This is a genomic window from Shigella sp. FJ200513 (assembly GCF_040495915.1).
Classification (GTDB): Bacteria; Pseudomonadota; Gammaproteobacteria; order Enterobacterales; family Enterobacteriaceae; genus ECMA0423.
In genome coordinates, this window is record NZ_JBDYCV010000080.1 from 1 (window position 1) to 18,207 (window position 18,207).

Below are 18,207 nucleotides of genomic sequence, written 5' to 3' on the forward strand. Positions count from 1 at the left end.
CGGTGGAGCTGCATGACAAGGTCATCGGGCATTATCTGAACATAAAACACTATCAGTAAGTTGGAGTCATTACCCGGTGCGCAAAGAGCCGGATATTCTTACCCGCCAACGGATGATTGCCGAGATATTTACTTCCGGGTATGTATAAGCGCCTGATTACCAATGTGCGCAGCGTGAAGGTCGGTTACCAGGCGTTACTGTGGTCTTTCCGCTTATGGCAATGGCGCGACAAAACGCGGTCGCACCATCGCATTACGCGTAGCGCCTTTAATTTGCGCTAGCGTTAAACTTCGCCGCTTCGGGCTGTTTGCCCCAGCCTTGCCACTGATGCTGGAAGTAAACGATCAGCGTGCTCTGGCTGATGCTTTCGCTTAATACTTCAAAGAAGCGATTAGCATAAACAGGTTCTATCGGTTTCTTCGGTTTGCACAGCTTCACGCCACGGAACGGATTACGCGGTGCATCAGGCACAGCGTTTTTCGGCGGTGTAGAAGTATCAACCTGCGGTTCATTCAGCAAGCTGCTGGCTTTCACCAGCGTAATGTCTGGCGGCAGGTTATAAACCATCTGTTGTAGCACGCGTACCGTTGAAGGGTGAGGATGCCCAATGGCAATGGTTGAACCGTTGCGACGCGCCAGATCAATTGCGCGATTAAATTGCACACGGATGTCCGCTTCGTTCTGCGAATCGTCGAGGAACACCTTCCGTTTGATCACCTTCACGCCAGTACCTTGCGCGGCGCGCATCGCCTGGGTATTACCGATGGTTACGCTGTCGAGGAAGTAAAGATTGTAACGCTCCAGCGCCTGCATCACTTTCTGCATACCAAACAGGTTAGAGGTCATCTTGCTGCCCATGTGGTTGTTGATCCCCACGGCATAGGGCACGTTATTGACCGCACTACGAATAATGCGCTCAATTTCGTCGCTGCTCATCTCCGGGCGTAGCGTATTTTTCTCCAGCGGCTGTTTACTCAACGGTGCCATCGGGAGATGAATCAACACTTCGTGACCGCTGTTATGCGCTTTGGTCGCCATCTCTCTGGCGTGCGGTGAATCGGGTAATACAGCGACGGAGATAGCGGAAGGCATCGCCAGCACCTGGTTTTCGTTGTGCGGGCGATACCCAAAATCATCAATGACGATGGCAAGTTTGCCAGCAAGTACGGGGGAGGAGAGCGCCAACAGAGCGGCAAATGCAAGAACGTTACGACGAAATGGAAACAAAACTTATCTTCCCAACCACGGCTGTGGATTGACCGCCTGACCCTGGCGGCGAATTTCGAAATAGAGTGAAGGCCGACCCTGACCGCCACTGCTGCCCACCAGTGCAATTGGCTGGCCCGCGCGAACCTGCGAACCAACGCTCACCAGTGCGCTCTGATTATAGCCGTAAAGACTCATGTCGCCTTTACCGTGCTCAACCACCACCACCAGACCGTAACCTTGCAGCCAGTCAGCCAGAATCACTCGACCGTCGGCAATTGCTTTAACTTCAGTACCTTCAGAGGCACCGATAACCATCCCTTTCCAGCGTAATTCACCCTGTAGCTGCTCGCCATAGCGATGCAGCGTCGGCCCGCGAACCGGCCAGAATGCCTGACCACGCGGCGCACCCAGGCCACCAGTTCGGGACATCAGCGATTTTTCGCTTTCGGTCGGTTTGTAGGTGGTGCCTTTGCGCGTCGCTTCTTTCTGGCGCTCGCGAACCGCCTGGGCCTCACGCGCTTCTCGTTCAGCACGCGCTTTCGCCGCGGCTTCAGCACGGGCAATGCTGTTACGCAGACGGGATTCGTTGGCACGCAGTTCACTTAGCTGCTGCTGACCTTGCTGGATGGAAGATTCCAGCCCCGCCAGCGTCTTTTTACGCTCGTTCAGAGCCTGAGTCAGTTTCGCCTGTTGGGCGCGCTGTTCATATAACAGCGTTTGTTGCTCGCTTTGTTTCTCTTCCAGTTCAGCATGCTGCATGGTGACTTCTTCACGCGTTTGCTTCAACTGGGCAATGGTTTCTTGTCGCGCCTGGTTGAGATAGCCGAAATAAGCCTGTAAACGCTGTCCACGCTGGCTTTCTTCACCGCTGAGAATTAGCTGAATACCGGTATGCTCGCCCTGACGGAATGCGGCATCCAGTTGTGCGGCGAGGCTGCGCTCCTGGGCGGCTTTTTGCTGCTCCAGTTTGGCAATCGACGCGTTCATCTCATCAATCTGTTTATTGAGTTGATTGAGCGTGTTTTGCGTTTCGCGCAGCTTACGGGTGGCTTCAGAGATCGCTTCTTCCTGCTTTTTCAATTGTGCGAGCAGGCTTGCGCGTTGTTGTTGCTTTTGGCGTACCGCGCGCTCTTTTGCGGCGATATCGGCCTGAATAGATTTGAGTTGGTCACGCTCATCCGCGTGGGCGGAAAAGGCGCACAACAATACGCCAGCGCTAAGAACGCTGGCGTAGATGATGGGCCTGATTGCAAACCTGCGCGGTTTCACGGCCCGTGTCATGGTATTAATCGCCTTTCCCCTCATGGGGAGGGATTATTCCACGATGAACAGCGGCTTACCAGTCATCTCTTGCGGGATTTCCATACCCATCAGCGACAACATGGTCGGCGCGATGTCAGAAAGTTTGCCGCCTGCAACCGCTTTCACGTTCTTATCACCAACGTAAATCAGCGGAACTGGCAGGTTGGTGTGTGCCGTGTGTGCCTGACCCGTTGCCGGATCGCGCATCTGTTCAGCGTTACCGTGGTCAGCGGTGATCAGCAGTTGTCCACCCACGGACTCAACCGCTTTCGCGACTTCTTCCACGCAGTGATCCAGTGCTTCAACCGCTTTAACCGCCGCTTCCATCACCCCGGTGTGACCTACCATGTCGCCGTTCGGATAGTTACAGATAATGGTGTCGTATTTGCCGCTCTTGATGGCCGCAACCAGTTTTTCGGTCAGCTCTGCGGAGCTCATTTCCGGTTGCAGATCGTAGGTAGCCACTTTCGGTGAGTTGATCAGAATGCGATCTTCGCCTTTGAACGACTCTTCTACGCCACCGTTGAAGAAGAAAGTAACGTGGGCATATTTTTCGGTTTCGGAAATACGCAACTGAGTTTTGTCGTTTTTCGCCATCCACTCGCCGAAGGTGTTAACCAGGGAAGCGGGTGGGTAAGCAACCGCAGTTTTGATGTCAGCGGCGTATTCGGTCAGCATCACGAAATCGACGTTAACCACTTTCTTACGCGCGAAGCCATCGAAATCAGCGTTCACGAATGCACGAGTGATTTCACGCGCGCGGTCAGCACGGAAGTTCATGAAAATCAGCGCATCGCCGTCTTCCATTGCCGCATCTGGCTGACCTTCTGCACGAATAACGGTCGCTTTCACGAACTCGTCGTTTTCGTCGCGAGCATAAGCTGCCTGCAAACCAGCAACGGCAGTATCGGCCTGGAACTCACCCTGCGCCAGAGTCAGCAGGTCATAGGCTTTTTCAACGCGATCCCAACGGTTATCGCGGTCCATCGCGTAGTAACGACCAATGATGGACGCTACGCGGCCTTTACCCAGCGCAGCAAATTTCTCTTCAAATTTTTTCAGCGAGGATTCAGCACTGCGCGGCGGGGTGTCGCGACCGTCAAGGAATGCGTGCAGGTAGATTTTTTCTGCGCCGCGTTCAGCTGCCAGTTCTACCATCGCCATGATGTGATCTTCGTGGCTGTGTACGCCGCCTGCGGAGAGCAGACCCATAATGTGTACTGCTTTACCTGCGTTTTTCGCTTTATGTACCGCGCCAGCCAGCACTGGATTAGCAAAGAAAGCGCGATCTTTGATTTCAACGTCCAGACGAGTCAGGTCCTGATACACGATGCGGCCGGCACCCAGGTTAACGTGGCCTACTTCGGAGTTACCCATCTGACGGTCAGGCAGACCGACTTCCAGACCGGAAGCGTCGATCAGGGTATGCGGACGATTGGCCCACAGTGCATCCATTACCGGGGTTTTAGCACTAAAAATGGCGTTATCCTGCTGTTCTTCACGATAGCCATAGCCATCCAGAATCACCAGTACCATAGGTTTTTTAGAAACCGACATTGCGACAACCTCATACTCAAGAGTCAAAATTTGCGTAATTTTACTACAGCTGAATCGATAAAATAGCCTCTGAAGATCAAAATATACGACCGCTCGCGGCAAGCCGATGCCAGATTTGCGCTTTTTTTTCGTCGTGCCCCGCAAAATTGCATTCCAGTTAACGCGCTGGCTGTATTTGCCGCACCGCGCAGGTATACTCCTTTCCTGGTTTTTTTAATCACTACGTCGGGAGTTGTTACCCCCCATGCAAGAAATTATGCAATTTGTTGGCCGTCATCCCATACTGAGTATCGCCTGGATCGCGTTACTGGTGGCGGTTCTTGTGACTACGTTTAAGAGCCTGACCTCGAAAGTGAAGGTGATTACTCGTGGTGAAGCTACGCGTCTGATCAACAAAGAAGACGCTGTGGTTGTGGATTTACGTCAGCGTGATGACTTCCGTAAAGGCCATATCGCAGGTTCTATCAATCTGTTGCCGAGCGAAATCAAAGCCAACAATGTTGGTGAGCTTGAGAAGCACAAAGACAAATCGGTTATCGTGGTAGACGGTTCTGGCATGCAGTGCCAGGAGCCTGCAAACGCGCTGACGAAAGCTGGTTTTGCGCAAGTATTCGTGCTGAAAGAGGGCGTTGCTGGCTGGGCTGGCGAAAACTTGCCTCTGGTGCGCGGCAAATAATTTACCTGTCGTCTTTCATGATGCAGGCCGTTAGCTGCAATTAGGCCCCCAGCGACTTATTGTTATAAGCTTCTGGGGACACTCCATTTTGCAGCCGCCCTGCAACATGAAATTTCAGGGTAAAAAAACAGGAGCTAAATTATGGCCAATGTTGAAATCTATACCAAAGAAACCTGCCCGTATTGCCATCGTGCAAAAGCACTGCTGAGCAGCAAGGGCGTGAGTTTCCAGGAGTTGCCGATCGATGGCAATGCCGCCAAGCGTGAAGAGATGATCAAACGCAGCGGTTGCACCACGGTTCCCCAGATTTTTATTGACGCACAGCACATTGGCGGCTGTGATGACTTGTATGCATTGGATGCACGTGGTGGACTGGATCCCCTGCTGAAATAACGTGTGAACGTTGGTATTACATTGCGCAGTATTTAAGGACAACACTTAAGGGTTTTCTACACATGTCAGAACAAAACAACACTGAAATGACTTTCCAGATCCAACGTATTTATACCAAGGATATCTCTTTCGAAGCGCCGAACGCGCCGCACGTTTTCCAGAAAGATTGGCAACCAGAAGTTAAACTTGATCTGGATACGGCATCTTCCCAACTGGCAGATGACGTATACGAAGTGGTACTGCGTGTTACCGTAACGGCCTCCTTGGGCGAAGAAACCGCGTTCCTGTGTGAAGTTCAGCAGGGCGGTATTTTCTCCATCGCGGGTATCGAAGGCACCCAGATGGCACATTGCCTGGGCGCATACTGCCCGAACATTCTGTTCCCGTATGCTCGTGAGTGCATCACCAGCATGGTATCCCGCGGTACATTCCCGCAACTGAACCTTGCGCCGGTTAACTTCGATGCGCTGTTCATGAACTATTTGCAGCAGCAGGCTGGCGAAGGTACTGAAGAACATCAGGATGCCTGATGAACCAACGTAATGCTTCAATGACTGTGATCGGTGCCGGCTCGTACGGCACCGCTCTTGCCATTACCCTGGCAAGAAATGGCCACGAGGTTGTCCTCTGGGGCCATGACCCTGAACATATCGCAACGCTTGAACGCGACCGCTGTAACGCCGCGTTTCTCCCCGATGTGCCTTTTCCCGATACGCTCCATCTTGAAAGCGATCTCGCCACTGCGCTGGCAGCCAGTCGTAATATTCTCGTCGTCGTACCCAGCCATGTCTTTGGTGAAGTGCTGCGCCAGATTAAACCGCTGATGCGTCCTGATGCGCGTCTGGTGTGGGCGACCAAAGGGCTGGAAGCGGAAACCGGACGTCTGTTACAGGACGTGGCGCGTGAGGCCTTAGGCGATCAAATTCCGCTGGCGGTTATCTCTGGCCCAACGTTTGCGAAAGAACTGGCGGCAGGTTTACCGACAGCTATTTCGCTGGCCTCGACCGATCAGACCTTTGCCGATGATCTCCAGCAGCTGCTGCACTGCGGCAAAAGTTTCCGCGTTTACAGCAACCCGGATTTCATTGGCGTGCAGCTTGGCGGCGCGGTGAAAAACGTCATTGCCATTGGCGCGGGGATGTCTGACGGTATCGGTTTTGGTGCGAATGCGCGTACGGCGCTGATCACCCGTGGGCTGGCTGAAATGTCGCGTCTTGGTGCGGCGCTGGGTGCCGATCCTGCCACCTTTATGGGCATGGCGGGGCTGGGCGATCTGGTGCTTACCTGTACCGACAACCAGTCGCGTAACCGCCGTTTTGGTATGATGCTCGGTCAGGGCATGGATGTACAAAGCGCGCAGGAGAAGATTGGTCAGGTGGTGGAAGGCTACCGCAATACGAAAGAAGTCCGCGAACTGGCGCATCGCTTCGGCGTTGAAATGCCAATAACCGAGGAAATTTATCAAGTATTATATTGCGGAAAAAACGCGCGCGAGGCAGCATTGACATTATTAGGTCGTGCACGCAAGGACGAGCGCAGCAGTCACTAACCCCAGGGAACCTTTGTTACCGCTATGACCCGGCCCGCGCAGAACGGGCCGGTCATTATCTCATCGTGTGGAGTAAGCAATGTCGTGTGAAGAACTGGAAATTGTCTGGAACAATATTAAAGCCGAAGCCAGAACGCTGGCGGACTGTGAGCCAATGCTGGCCAGTTTTTACCACGCGACGCTACTCAAGCACGAAAACCTTGGCAGTGCACTGAGCTACATGCTGGCGAACAAGCTGTCATCGCCAATTATGCCTGCTATTGCTATCCGTGAAGTGGTTGAAGAAGCCTACGCCGCTGACCCGGAAATGATCGCCTCTGCGGCCTGTGATATTCAGGCGGTGCGTACCCGCGACCCGGCAGTCGATAAATACTCAACCCCGTTGTTATACCTGAAGGGTTTTCATGCCTTGCAGGCCTATCGCATCGGTCACTGGTTGTGGAATCAGGGGCGTCGCGCATTGGCAATCTTTCTGCAAAACCAGGTTTCTGTGACGTTCCAGGTCGATATTCACCCGGCAGCAAAAATTGGCCGTGGCATTATGCTCGACCACGCCACGGGCATCGTTGTGGGTGAAACGGCGGTAATTGAAAACGACGTATCGATTCTGCAATCTGTGACGCTTGGCGGTACGGGTAAATCTGGTGGTGACCGTCACCCGAAAATTCGTGAAGGTGTGATGATTGGCGCGGGCGCGAAAATCCTCGGCAATATTGAAGTTGGTCGCGGCGCGAAGATTGGCGCAGGTTCCGTGGTGCTGCAACCGGTGCCGCCGCATACAACCGCCGCTGGCGTTCCGGCTCGTATTGTCGGTAAACCAGACAGCGATAAGCCATCAATGGATATGGACCAGCATTTCAACGGTATTAACCATACATTTGAGTATGGGGATGGGATCTAATGTCCTGTGATCGTGCCGGATGCGATGTAATCATCTATCCGGCATACAGTAACTAATCTCTCAACAACGCTCCCGGATATCCCAGCTGCCGCCAGGCTTCATACACCACTACCGACACCGCATTGGACAGATTCATGCTGCGGCTGTCCGGCACCATCGGAATGCGAATTTTTTGTTCAGCGGGCAGGGCATCAAGAATGCTCGCTGGCAGGCCGCGTGTTTCCGGGCCGAACATCAGATAATCGCCATCCTGATAGCTTACGGCGCTGTGAGCAGGCGTACCTTTCGTGGTGAGGGCAAACAGGCGCTGGGGATTTTCTGCTTCGAGGAACGCGCGATAGTCATGATGACGCGTAACGGCGGTAAACTCGTGATAGTCCAGCCCCGCGCGGCGCAGGCGCTTGTCGTCCCAGGCAAATCCCATCGGTTCGATGATATGTAGACGAAAGCCGGTATTAGCGCAAAGACGGATGATGTTGCCAGTATTTGGCGGAATTTCTGGTTCGTAAAGTACGATGTTTAGCATACTGCCCCCTTAGTGCGGGGGCAGGATAGCAGAAAATTGGTGAACCGTGCGGCCTTTTCCCCTCACCCCGGCCCTCCCCGGAGGGGCGAGGGAGAAAAAAAGAGTGCGGTGTCGTTTCAGAGTGAGGGAGTACATACAGCGCCGAACGGTCCCCTCTCCCTGAGGGAGAGGGTTAGGGTGAGGGGGCGCAAACGACTATGCCGCATTCCCTTTCGCCATCGGAGCCAGTGCCGTAGGCAACTCTTTACCCAGCCCCTGCACCAGCGAATCTTGCGTAATTTCACTGATCGATTTCGCGCCAGTCAGCGTCATCGCCACTTTCATCTCTTTTTCGATCAGATTTAGCAGGTTAGCTACACCCGCCTGGCCCGCTGTTGCCAGCGCATACAGGAAAGCACGACCCAGCAGTACGGTGTCGGCACCGAGCGCAATCATACGCACGACATCAAGCCCGTTACGAATTCCGCTATCCGCCAGAATGGCGATATCACCTTTCACCGCATCTGCAATAGCGGGCAACGCACGAGCGGAAGAGAGTACACCGTCCAGCTGGCGGCCACCGTGGTTAGAAACCACAATTCCATCAGCACCAAAACGTACTGCATCGCGCGCATCTTCCGGATCGAGGATCCCTTTGATCACCATCGGGCCATCCCAGAAATCGCGGATCCACTCAAGGTCTTTCCATGAGATGGACGGATCGAAGTTATTCCCCAGCCAGCCGATGTAATCTTCCAGTCCGGTCGGTTTGCCGAGATAAGCTGAGATATTACCTAAATCATGTGGACGACCGTTCAGGCCCACATCCCACGCCCATTGCGGATGCGTCACCGCCTGCAAGTAGCGGCGCATTGCCGCATTTGGGCCGCTCATACCTGAATGCGCATCACGGTAGCGTGCGCCCGGTGTCGGCATATCCACGGTGAAAACCAGCGTCGAACAACCCGCTGCTTTTGCTCGCTCCAGCGCGTTACGCATAAAGCCGCGATCGCGCAGTACATAAAGCTGGAACCACATTGGGCGCTTGATGGCTGGCGCGACTTCTTCAATCGGGCAAACGGAAACCGTCGAGAGAGTAAACGGAATGCCATGCGCGTCCGCCGCTTTGGCTGCCTGAACTTCGCCACGACGCGCATACATGCCACACAAACCCACCGGTGCCAGTGCTACCGGCATCGACAATTTCTCATTAAACAGCGTCGTTTCCAGGCTTAAGTCGGACATGTTTTTCAGAATACGCTGGCGCAGTGCCACTTCTGACAAATCTTCCACGTTGCGGCGCAGCGTGTATTCAGAATATGCACCACCATCCATATAGTGGAACAGGAACGGCGGCAGAATGCGTTGCGCTGCGGCGCGATAATCGCTGGCTGCGGAAATAATCATGCGTTTTTCTCCCTCGAATGCTCATTATGCTCACCGGGCAGGCGGGTAATCCGTGCGTGGCGAGCCTGATCTTCATCGAATCGTTTCATGGTGGTGTGAACAAAACTAAGGTGCGCCATCATTGCTTTACGCGCCCCGTCGGCATCACCAGCAAAAATGGCGTCAATGACAGCCTGATGTTGTTCGGTCAGTTGTGAAAAAACCGGTGGCACCAGATACATCCGCTGACGGCTATGCTTCACTGAGGATTGCAGGACATCGAAGAAACCGCGCATGGTTTGCAGCAGCACGATGTTATGTGAGGCTTCGGCAATCGCCAGATGAAAACGAACGTCCGCTTGTGAGGCGATATCCGGGTCTTCACTTAGCGTTGCTTCAAAGCAAAGCTGAATCTTTTCTTTGTCGCCAGGTGTGGCGCGCATTGCCGCATGCCATGCGGTGCTGGCTTCAATGGCGTAGCGGGCTTCCAGAATATCGAAACTGTAATCCGGATCATCGGCCATCAGCGTTTTTAGCGGCTGGACGATGTTTTGCTCCGACCATGTGTCATGACGCCAGCGAATAAACGTCCCGCCGCCGCGTCGACTGAGCAGCACGCCTTCGCTCACCAGTTTTGCCAGCGCCTCGCGTAGTGAATTACGTGATACGCCGAGTTGCATCGCCAGTTGGCGCTCAGCGGGCAACTTCATGCCCGCTTCCAGGTTTTTTTCATCAATCAGCGCCCGCACACGATCGGCAACCTCGTCTGACAGGCGTCTGGGTAAAACAATCATTAAGGAATCATCCACGTTAAGACATAAGCCTGAAGCGTGGTGATCACGCCCACCATACAGGTGAAGATCAGGCTGTGTTTGACAGTAAAGCGGAACAAATCAGACTCTTTGCCCACCAGGCCTACCGCCGCACAGGCGATAGCGATAGATTGCGGGGAGATCATCTTACCGGTGACGCCACCGGTGGTATTGGCGGCAACCAGCAACAGATCAGAGACGCCAATTTGTTGTGCTGCGGTGGCTTGCAGCGCGGCGAACAGGGCGTTAGATGAGGTATCCGACCCGGTCAGGAATACCCCCAGCCAGCCGAGGAACGGCGAGAAGAAGGTGAATGCATGACCGGTGTGCGCCAGTGCCAGTGCCAGTGTTGATGACAGTCCGGAATAGTTCGAGATAAAGGCGAACGCCAGCACCATGCCGATGGAGTAGATGGGTAGAGCCAGTTCTTTCAGCGTGCTGCCGAAGGTGCTGATAGCGTCAGACGGTTTCATCTTCAGCCAGACAATCGAGAGCAGTGCAGCAAACAGAATGGCGGTGCCGGTGGCAGAGAACCAGTCAAACTTAAACACGGCGGCATAGGCTGTAGCCTCGCTGACCACTGGTGGCATACGGGCAACCAGTTTATTGAGGTACGGCACCGGAATGTTGATCACCCACTCATACAGCGCACCACCCGATGCGAACAGGGCTTTAAACGGCGGGATGCTCCACAGTGTTACGGTAGCGGTCAGGAACAGGAACGGTGTCCAGGCACGTAACACCTGACCCGCGGTGTAACCGGTGTGGGCCAGCGTCATATCAACCTGTGACGCCCCCAAGTCACCGAAGCGGAATACGCGAACTGGTTGCCAGCGTTTGAGGAACAGCGTCAGGCAGAGCAGTGATACCAGCGAAGAGATAATGTCCGGCAGCTCCGGCCCAATGAAGTTAGAGCTAAGGTACTGAGCGATGGCAAACGAGCCGCCTGCAACCACGACCGCAGGCCACGTCTCTTTGATACCGCGCCAGCCGTCCATAATCGCCATGATCCAGAACAGCACGATAATGGTCATAAACGGTAGCTGACGCCCCACCATCTGGCCAATCTCAAAGCTGTCGATGCCTGTTACTTGTCCGGCAACCAGGATTGGAATGCCCATCGCGCCAAATGCCACTGGCGCGGTGTTAACAATCAGGCACAGTCCGGCGGCGTACAGCGGTTTAAAACCCAGGCCGACCAGCAATGCGGCGGTAATTGCTACCGGTGCGCCAAAGCCTGCGGCTCCTTCAAGGAAAGCGCCGAAACAGAAACCGACGATCAGCATTTGCAGACGCTGGTCAGGGGTTATCGAAAGAATAGACGAGCGAATGATGTCAAACTGCCCGGTTTTCACCGAGATCTTATAGACGAACACTGCTGCAATAATGATCCACGCGATGGGCCACAAACCATAGAAGAAGCCATAAACCACCGAGGCCAGCGCGTTAGCGACCGGCATTTTATAGAACAGCAAAGCCACGGCAAGGGCGATTGCTACCGTCCATGAGGCGGCGACGTATCCTTTCAGTTTGAGCTTAATCAGCGCAAAGAAGAAAAACAGGATGGGAAGCGATGCTATCAGACTGGAAAGCCAGATATTCCCGGCGGGATCGTAGTTTTGTTGCCAGAGATTCATTGCAGGTCTCCTAGAGTCCACGCACATCGTGTAATGAGTCTGTTGCTCATCTCCTTGTCACACGTTGTGTAAAAGTGGCACTGCCAATTGTGTTGTGTAGGGATAATGACAATGAATGGTTAACTAAATGTTATGTATTGGCAATATTGATGTGAGTTTTAATTGGGGAATTGTGAACCAGAGGTCAGATAAGCGAAGAATTGGTAGGGCCAATTCTTGTGGGGGGAGATGTCTGGTAAAGAAAAGGGCAATCCTCATCAGAGAATTGCCCTTAGATTGTTGACCCGGAGCGCCTTATCTTGCCTGATGCGCGTAACGCATCAGGCAATTTGGCGTTTGCCCTTAGTCACACTAACTTAATGGATCATTACCACTGAATACCGGCACCGAGTGCGGCGGAGTATTCACCCTGGCTATTGGTACTACCTTGTAATTTGTAGACCCAACGACCATTGGCGCTCACCATCGATACACCTAAAGCAACTGCCGATTCACCGTTGTAAGTACCGCCACCAATAGAAGCCATGCTGGCACCCGGTGTATAAGCCTGCGGCAGACCGGTCATTGCCATTGCAGAAGCGATACCACCGCTCAACTTGCTTTCAGTTTTAGACAGTTTGTTATCCATCTCAACCATCCGCTGATCGGTGTATTGCTTCGTTTCCTGCGCGCTTTGCTTCAACTGCGCGTAGTTCACCGCGTCGTTGTTGTTGACGCCAGCGGAGACGTTGCTGATACGAGTCGTACTGCCGTTGCCACCACCGAGGGTGATATTGCTATAGTCGATAGAACCATCAGCTTTGGTGTCGTAGCGCACTCCGCCTGCTTCAGAAGATTTCAGCTGCGACACGTTAACCGCATCGGTGGCATTAACACTGGCAGCTACGTTGGTGATACGGCGTTGGTTAGTAGAAGAACCTACAGAGATTGTATTTTCTTCCTCTGCAACGGAACCGGTACCCAGTGCGACGCTGTTGTCAGCGGCAGCAATGGAACCAGAACCAATAGCAACGCTATCTTTACCCTGGGCGTTGGCATCTACGCCATCGGTGTTGGTCTTGAAGTACTTGGTGCTACCGGTGGTGACAATGTCGCCAATACCGTTTTCGATATTAGTAACGCGAGTATCCAGATTAGTGACCTGATTGTTCAGGTTAGTAATGCTCTGGGTATTTTGCGCTACGCGCTCATCAGTGACTTTCAACTGACCCACGTTAACCGCATCGGTATCCGCTGAACCAGCTGCGACGTTTGTGATCTGACGTTGACCGTCTTCACTACCGACAGAAAACTCACCTACAGAGTTCTGCGGTGCGTCCATGTTGTAGGCGGTGTAGCCAGTCTGTGCACCACGGGTGGTCTGAGAACCGTTACCCATTGCGATACTGTTTGCATGGTTTGCGCGTGCGTTACTGCCGATAGCAATGCCGTTGATCGCATCAGCCAGAACCAGAGTGTTCAAACCGATACCAATACCTGCATTACCATTAACGACAGTTTTCGCACCCATTGCCAGCGAGTCTTCACCAACGGCCAGTGAGTCTTCTGCCGTTGAGTTGGCGTGAAAGTACTTGGTTGGCGTAGTGGCGACCGCTCCAATAGCGTTCTGCAACTGGCGAACCGTAACGGCGTCATGGGCTTCTGAACCATCAGCTACGTTGATGATTTGGCGGTATTTACCGTCATCACCAATTGACAATGCACCTAGCAGTTCGCCGTCAGTGGTGTCATAACCAATCACCACGCCATTTTCCGTTACGCTAGTGTCACGAGAACCTTTGGCAATCACACGGCTGGAAACGGAGCTGCTACCCAGCGCAATACCGGTATCAACGGTGCTGCTGCTGTTCTGACCAATGGCTACGCTGCTGGCACCAGACGCGACAGCGTTATAACCTACAGCTGTAGCGCCGACACCAGAGGCGCTTGCATCGTTAAAGGCTAAATCGTTGTCGTTAGTACGAACGTAGTTGATACCAGCGCCATTTTCTTCGATATAGGTTGCGTCGGTGTTACCAGCGAGCTGATTGATAATTTGGGTGTTCTGCTCAATCATCATATTCGTCGCATTCAACTGAGAACCGTTCACTGCATCGGTACTGTCCTCACTAATACTGCCATTAGCGACATTAGTGATGATGCTGGCTTTACCGTCATGGCTGGCATTGTAGGCTCCAGCACCGCCATTGGCAGTCTTATCCCACAGCAGGGCGTTATCATCAAGCGCATCCAGGGCGTCACCGACGTTGTTGTACTCGGCGTTCGCAATGGTGTAAGTCGGTGCGGTGATGGTGCCGTCAGCGTTGACTTCTGCGTCACCACCCAGCGCATCAGCGATGTACTTATTGGTGGTATAGAGTTGTGAGCCGTTAATCGCGTCGCTGCTGGCAGCAGAGATTGCACCGTTAGCGACGTTAGTGATTACACTGGCAGTTTTATCTTTTCCGTGAGCGGCGCTAAATGCACCATTTTCACCGGCGTCCGCATCCCAGAGCAGAGCGTCGTCAGGAGTGGTATCGATAGCATTCAGGGCATCACCGACATTATCGTAATCAGCATTAGCAATGGTGTACGTCGGCGCAGTGATGGTGCCGTCTGCATTGACTTCGGCACCACCCCCCAGCGCATCAACAACATAACTGCTCACGCCGTGGAGTTGTGAGCCGTTTACTGCGTCAGAACTGGAGTCTGAAATTTCACCATCTGCGACATCAGTGATCACGCTTGCGTCACCATTAGTACCGTGTTTGGCACTGAATTTACCTGCGGTGGCATCCCAAAGCAGAGCATCGCCGAGAGACGTGCTAAATGAGGAGTTAATCGCAGCCAGTGCATCGCCGACGTTATAATAATTTGTTTCACCGATTTTGTAGGTTGGACCGGTAAACACACCGTCAGTATTCACAGAAGCATTGCCGCCGAAGTAGGTGGCGATATTGCTGCTTAAGTCATAAAGCTGGCTACCGTTAATGGCATCGGAACTGGTTGCAGTGACTGTGCCGTCCAGGATATTGGTGATTTTGCTGGCGGTATTGTTGCCATGAGCTGCAGTGAAGACACCATTGTCCTTATCCCATTTCAGCGCATCCTCACCAAGATTAGTCACCGTCTCAGTCAGATTAGAGATGTTGGTGGTGTTAGTGGCGATATTGGTGGTATTCGTCGCCACGGCATCGTTGGTGGTTTTCAGCTGAGAGCCGTTAACGGCATCGGTGCTGCCAGTCGTCAGGTCGCCATCTTTAACGTTGGTTATTTTGCTGGTGGTCTCGGTGCCATGAGCTGCCGTGAATACACCATTGTCCTTATCCCATTTCAGCGCATCCTCACCAAGATTAGTCACCGTCTCAGTCAGGTTAGAGATGTTGGTGGTGTTAGTGGCAATATTGGAAGTGTTATTGGCGATATTGGTGGTATTCGTCGCCACAGCATCGTTGGTGGTTTTCAGCTGAGAGCCGTTAACAGCATCAGTGCTGTCAGCCGTCAGGTCGGCATCTTTAACGTTGGTGATTTTGCTGGTGGTATCCTGGCCGTGAGCTGCACTGAATGCCTTTTTAGTTTCGTTCCAGAGCAGGGCATCAGCCTGAAGGTCACCAACGGAATCCGTCAGGTTGGTGATATTGGTGGTGTTGGCTTCGACATCGTCATTGGTAGCTTTCAGTTGGGAACCGTTAACCGCATCCTTACTGGAGGCTGAAATCGTGCCATCCGCAACATCGGTGATTACGCTGGCAGTTGGGCTACTAGTACCATGAGCAGCGCTGTATTTGCCTTTGGTTTGGTCCCATTGCAGGGTGTTTTCATCAAGTACAGCGAGCGCAGCCCCTACGTTATTTTTGCTACCATTTTTTAAATTGTAGGTTGGTGCTGTAACAGTACCGTCATCAACATCTACTGCAGCCCCTCCTCCAAGCCTTTTTTGCTACCGAGTCGCTAATGGCATAAAGCTGTGAACCATTAATGGCATCGTAACTGTCAGACTTGATCGCGCCATTTTTCACATTAACGATCTTGCGTTTTAATGAACTATTGCCGACAGAGACGGTATTGTCTAAATCCGCAATGGAATCTGCGCCCAGCGCGACAGAGTTAATACCGTTGGCACTGCTATTACTACCAAGCGCAAGACTCTTATCACCAGTTGCATTACTGGCTGTGCCTAAGGCAATGGTGTTTAAGCCTCTCGACTGGCTACCATTACCCAGAGCGATGGCATCCACGCCATCAGCTTTGTTGCCCTGGCCTATGGCGATTGCATTATCTGCCAGAGCCTGGCTGCCATTTCCTAATGCGATAGTATTGACTTTATCGGCAAGGCTTCCGAACCCCATTGCCATGCTATTAGTCCCTTTTGCCTTCGCATTATTGCCAATAGCAGTTGCATTTTCAGCGGCTTCGGTCTCAGCACCTATCGCAATAGCGTTCGCTGCGCTGGCAAGTGATTGTCTGCCAAATGCGAGGCTGTCAGTACCGCTAGCTACACTGCTACGCCCCAGGGCAATGGCGTTTGCTCCTTCCGCTTTGGAAGAGTCCCCCATAGCAATAGACAATTTACCCAATGCTTTTGAATAACGGCCGAGGGCCATTGAGTATTGGCCCAATGAATACGAAGAGGCACCCAGTGCTATACTTCTATCGCCTTCTGATATTGCACTAACCCCAAAGGCCATTGATGCACCACCAATCGCATGGGTTTTTGACCCGATGGCAGAGCTATATTGGCCTTCAGCTATAGCGTCATAACCCACAGCAGTACTGGAACCACTGGTGTTCATAAAAGTATTTGCTTTCGCCCCTTTGCCTATAGCAACCCAGCCGTCGCCAGCTGATCCACTACCGTAATCAACACCCTGACCGTTGTCATTCCCGGCATTCGCCAATGCCCCAAACGACGACAACATTCCACCCGCAACCAGCGCAGAAATTAACAGCTTACTGCGCCCAGATTTCTTGCCACGGCTTTTTGCCGTTTCGCTGGTAACAGTATAATTCCCTGTCGCAGGGTTCCAGATAACTTTAAATATTTTGTTCATTAATGATGCTCGCTATTCCTTGTTATAAGCGTACTAACTGCATTTATTTTTTGCTTCTTTTCTGCCGATTTTCAGCAGAGGGAAGATTGTCGAACTGAATATTTTCCATGTTGATGGCTAACTTCAGATATCCCAGGTTATTGGGCGATACACCCTTCAGGGTCAAATTAATGTCTTGCCATTGACCTGGTAATAATTTCAATGTGGATTTCATTGATGTGTTGAAAAGTAATTGTTGCCACCGGGCAAACTCTTTGGCATCGACAGGTTTTTCACCACCCCATGTCGCATTAAAACCAATGTTTGAGATAGGTGTACTTAATAAGTTGACCAGTGAGATATGAATAACACTACCATTCTCTGTGGCGTCAATGGATAACACTCGACCCGCTAAAGCCACCGAACCGTTGTTCAGGATGAAATACTTCGTTTTTGCTGGGTTAAACTCGGTAAAAATAAAAGTATTTTGTTGGTCTTTAACGGATTTAATTACGTGAGTTAAAGTCTTTGTACTGTTTATTATGCCAGTTTGTTGTTTTTGAATAGTTTCGAGTTGACTCTTTAGCTGTGCTTGTTGTTTTTCAAGTAGCACAATTTTATTATTATGTTCTTCTTGTTGTTTCAGTAAACTACTTTCTGGCTTGCCTTCTTCAATGTAGTCACATCCCGTTAATGCGCAGAGAACTGAAACAGTGACAGCACTGAAAAAAATCTTCTTCAAGTTCATGTAAAAATCCTTATTTCCTCCGACCAGCGCTCAATGCCGGTAGAGTTGTCCATTGTATTATTGGTGAGCTATGTTGCTTTACATTAATGACAGTGATGTGTGTCGATTAAATATTGTTTTAAGCATTCATCATAAAAATGTATCATTCGTTTCAAAAGATGTCTGTGTTTGTATGAATATATTATTTTTCGTGGATTCTAATGATGATTATTAATAAATGTCAAATATGAAAGAAACCATGTCTGGGAAAAATTTCACAGATAATTGATTTTGTGAATATGATGATTAAAATTTCACAATTAAATCCGAAAAAAAGAGACGTAAATGCTTGTTAATTAACAAATGATATCTTCTATATATTTTTATTGTTTATAGATGGCTATTTCGGTAAAAATGCATTTTCAGAATATCAACCAGCGGTAAATCGAAGTAAAGGGAGTGAATTGTTGGTAATGCTGCCAACTTACTGATTTAGTGTATGATGGTGATTTTAAGGTGCTTGCGTGGCTTCCATTTCCATCAG

The 18,207-nt window shown here is 51.7% G+C and carries 14 protein-coding genes and 2 pseudogenes; 7 read left to right on the top strand and 9 right to left on the bottom strand.

From position 1 onward, the window contains the following. The first annotated feature begins 2 nt into the window (after window positions 1-2). On the top strand, window positions 3-59 hold the full coding sequence (locus ABZJ92_RS15630; protein ID WP_003032489.1) for an IS1 family transposase: 57 nt from the start codon (window positions 3-5) through the stop codon (window positions 57-59). 11 nt (window positions 60-70) lie between these two features. Next, window positions 71-281: pseudogene (locus ABZJ92_RS15635) on the top strand (glycosyltransferase); the annotation flags it as partial. Here ABZJ92_RS15635 and ABZJ92_RS15640 read toward each other — a convergent pair. From ABZJ92_RS15640 to gpmM, 3 genes are read right to left on the bottom strand one after another with little or no spacing between them, the layout of a single operon-like run. Then, window positions 268-1,227, bottom strand: a complete 960-nt coding sequence (locus tag ABZJ92_RS15640; RefSeq protein WP_000483856.1) for a divergent polysaccharide deacetylase family protein — start codon at window positions 1,225-1,227, stop codon at window positions 268-270. The pseudogene ABZJ92_RS15635 and the gene ABZJ92_RS15640 overlap by 14 nt on opposite strands. A gap of 3 nt (window positions 1,228-1,230) precedes the next feature. Then, on the bottom strand, window positions 1,231-2,490 hold the full coding sequence (gene envC / locus ABZJ92_RS15645; protein ID WP_000196263.1) for a murein hydrolase activator EnvC: 1,260 nt from the start codon (window positions 2,488-2,490) through the stop codon (window positions 1,231-1,233). 33 nt (window positions 2,491-2,523) lie between these two features. Next, window positions 2,524-4,068 carry a 2,3-bisphosphoglycerate-independent phosphoglycerate mutase gene (gpmM, locus tag ABZJ92_RS15650; RefSeq protein WP_005065328.1) on the bottom strand — a complete coding sequence of 515 codons (1,545 nt, stop codon included), beginning with the start codon at window positions 4,066-4,068 and terminating at the stop codon, window positions 2,524-2,526. 244 nt (window positions 4,069-4,312) lie between these two features. Here gpmM and ABZJ92_RS15655 point away from each other — a divergent pair, with 244 nt between their 5' ends. From ABZJ92_RS15655 to cysE, 5 genes are all read left to right on the top strand, one after another. After that, a complete protein-coding gene (locus tag ABZJ92_RS15655; RefSeq protein WP_005052206.1) occupies window positions 4,313-4,744 on the top strand; it encodes a rhodanese-like domain-containing protein in 432 nt (143 codons plus the stop codon). 141 nt (window positions 4,745-4,885) lie between these two features. Continuing rightward, entirely contained in the window at window positions 4,886-5,137 is a 252-nt protein-coding gene (grxC, locus tag ABZJ92_RS15660) for a glutaredoxin 3 (RefSeq protein WP_000024391.1), read from the top strand. 62 nt (window positions 5,138-5,199) lie between these two features. Beyond that, entirely contained in the window at window positions 5,200-5,667 is a 468-nt protein-coding gene (gene secB, locus ABZJ92_RS15665) for a protein-export chaperone SecB (RefSeq protein WP_000003377.1), read from the top strand. Further along, window positions 5,667-6,686: an NAD(P)H-dependent glycerol-3-phosphate dehydrogenase gene (gene gpsA, locus ABZJ92_RS15670; protein ID WP_001076194.1), complete on the top strand. Its 1,020-nt coding sequence runs from the start codon at window positions 5,667-5,669 to the stop codon at window positions 6,684-6,686. Before secB ends, gpsA begins: the two co-directional genes overlap by 1 nt. A gap of 79 nt (window positions 6,687-6,765) precedes the next feature. Further along, the gene (gene cysE, locus ABZJ92_RS15675) at window positions 6,766-7,587 is read left to right on the top strand and encodes a serine O-acetyltransferase (protein WP_001277561.1); all 822 of its coding nucleotides are present in this window, start codon (window positions 6,766-6,768) and stop codon (window positions 7,585-7,587) included. A 52-nt stretch (window positions 7,588-7,639) separates the two neighbouring features. Here cysE and trmL read toward each other — a convergent pair whose 3' ends face one another. The 6 genes and pseudogenes from trmL to ABZJ92_RS15705 form a co-directional block, all read right to left on the bottom strand. Then, window positions 7,640-8,113: a tRNA (uridine(34)/cytosine(34)/5-carboxymethylaminomethyluridine(34)-2'-O)-methyltransferase TrmL gene (gene trmL, locus ABZJ92_RS15680; RefSeq protein WP_000932346.1), complete on the bottom strand. Its 474-nt coding sequence runs from the start codon at window positions 8,111-8,113 to the stop codon at window positions 7,640-7,642. A gap of 195 nt (window positions 8,114-8,308) precedes the next feature. Further along, window positions 8,309-9,499 carry a quinone-dependent L-lactate dehydrogenase gene (gene lldD / locus ABZJ92_RS15685; RefSeq protein ID WP_000586964.1) on the bottom strand — a complete coding sequence of 397 codons (1,191 nt, stop codon included), beginning with the start codon at window positions 9,497-9,499 and terminating at the stop codon, window positions 8,309-8,311. Further along, the gene (gene lldR, locus ABZJ92_RS15690; RefSeq protein ID WP_000636500.1) at window positions 9,496-10,272 is read right to left on the bottom strand and encodes a transcriptional regulator LldR; all 777 of its coding nucleotides are present in this window, start codon (window positions 10,270-10,272) and stop codon (window positions 9,496-9,498) included. The genes lldD and lldR overlap by 4 nt, the downstream gene beginning before the upstream one ends. Further along, complete coding sequence (lldP, locus tag ABZJ92_RS15695; protein WP_005052212.1) at window positions 10,272-11,927, bottom strand: L-lactate permease; 1,656 nt, start codon at window positions 11,925-11,927, stop codon at window positions 10,272-10,274. The genes lldR and lldP overlap by 1 nt, the downstream gene beginning before the upstream one ends. Before the next feature lie 367 nt (window positions 11,928-12,294). Further along, window positions 12,295-16,957 (bottom strand): annotated as a pseudogene (locus ABZJ92_RS15700) (YadA-like family protein). A 43-nt stretch (window positions 16,958-17,000) separates the two neighbouring features. Further along, window positions 17,001-17,684 (bottom strand): DUF3251 domain-containing protein, encoded by a 684-nt coding sequence (locus ABZJ92_RS15705; protein ID WP_001049544.1) that lies wholly within the window; start codon window positions 17,682-17,684, stop codon window positions 17,001-17,003. Window positions 17,685-18,207: the final 523 nt, after the last annotated feature.

Bases quoted from the DNA above. Each gene is read 5' to 3' on its own strand.
- envC (WP_000196263.1), bottom strand. From the start codon at position 2,490: ATGACACGGGCCGTGAAACCGCGCAGGTTTGCAATCAGGCCCATCATC.
- gpmM (WP_005065328.1), bottom strand. From the start codon at position 4,068: ATGTCGGTTTCTAAAAAACCTATGGTACTGGTGATTCTGGATGGCTAT.
- ABZJ92_RS15655 (WP_005052206.1), top strand. From the start codon at position 4,313: ATGCAAGAAATTATGCAATTTGTTGGCCGTCATCCCATACTGAGTATC.
- grxC (WP_000024391.1), top strand. From the start codon at position 4,886: ATGGCCAATGTTGAAATCTATACCAAAGAAACCTGCCCGTATTGCCAT.
- secB (WP_000003377.1), top strand. From the start codon at position 5,200: ATGTCAGAACAAAACAACACTGAAATGACTTTCCAGATCCAACGTATT.
- gpsA (WP_001076194.1), top strand. From the start codon at position 5,667: ATGAACCAACGTAATGCTTCAATGACTGTGATCGGTGCCGGCTCGTAC.
- cysE (WP_001277561.1), top strand. From the start codon at position 6,766: ATGTCGTGTGAAGAACTGGAAATTGTCTGGAACAATATTAAAGCCGAA.
- trmL (WP_000932346.1), bottom strand. From the start codon at position 8,113: ATGCTAAACATCGTACTTTACGAACCAGAAATTCCGCCAAATACTGGC.
- lldD (WP_000586964.1), bottom strand. From the start codon at position 9,499: ATGATTATTTCCGCAGCCAGCGATTATCGCGCCGCAGCGCAACGCATT.
- lldR (WP_000636500.1), bottom strand. From the start codon at position 10,272: ATGATTGTTTTACCCAGACGCCTGTCAGACGAGGTTGCCGATCGTGTG.
- lldP (WP_005052212.1), bottom strand. From the start codon at position 11,927: ATGAATCTCTGGCAACAAAACTACGATCCCGCCGGGAATATCTGGCTT.
- ABZJ92_RS15705 (WP_001049544.1), bottom strand. From the start codon at position 17,684: ATGAACTTGAAGAAGATTTTTTTCAGTGCTGTCACTGTTTCAGTTCTC.